1 protein-coding gene is annotated in these 680 nt (G+C 46.9%); it reads left to right on the top strand.

Annotation, left to right across the window (positions count from 1 at the left end; all coding sequences use genetic code 11):
* Positions 1-680, top strand: a 680-nt coding sequence (locus tag R7Z77_RS25845) for an alkaline phosphatase (RefSeq protein WP_318137111.1), incomplete at both ends; no start/stop codon positions are given.

Genomic DNA, 680 nt, shown 5'->3' with positions numbered 1-680 from the left:
TTTAACGAACCCAGAAGATGCAATCGTTGTCGACTCTGCATGTTCGGCAACAATGCTCGCAACAGGTATCCCAACTGCATCAGAAGTGATTGGTATTGACAGGCAAGGCAATCACGTTGAGACCATTTTGGAAAAAGCCAAGAGCAAAGGCAAAGCAACGGGTCTTGTTTCAGATACGCGCATGACGCACGCAACACCAGCCGCGTTTGCTGCGCATCAGCCTCATCGCTCGCTAGAAAACAACATCGCTTCCGATATGCTAGAAAGCGGTGTCGACGTGTTGTTATCTGGTGGTCTTCGTCACTGGATTCCAAAATCGACTAACGACAAAGGTGAAACTTACCAAGCGCTAGAAAAGCTTACGCAAGGTAGTGTTTACCTGAAATCTAAGCGTAAAGACGAACGCAATCTGCTTACCGAAGCGCAAGACCAAGGCTACAGCCTAGCTTTCAGCCGAGACATGTTGGCACAAGCAAAAGGCGACAAACTACTTGGCCTATTCGCTTACTCAGGTATGAATGATGGTATTGCTTACAGTAACAGCAAAAACGATCCAAAACGCACACAACCATCGTTGAAAGAAATGACGGTCAAAGCGCTTGATGTTCTTTCTAAAAACAAAGACGGCTTCTTCTTGATGGTTGAAGGTGGTCAAATCGACTGGGCTGGCCACAGTAACG

It is taken from the genome of Vibrio sp. 1401 (assembly GCF_033340295.1).
This window is presented reverse-complemented; position numbering and strand designations above follow the sequence as displayed.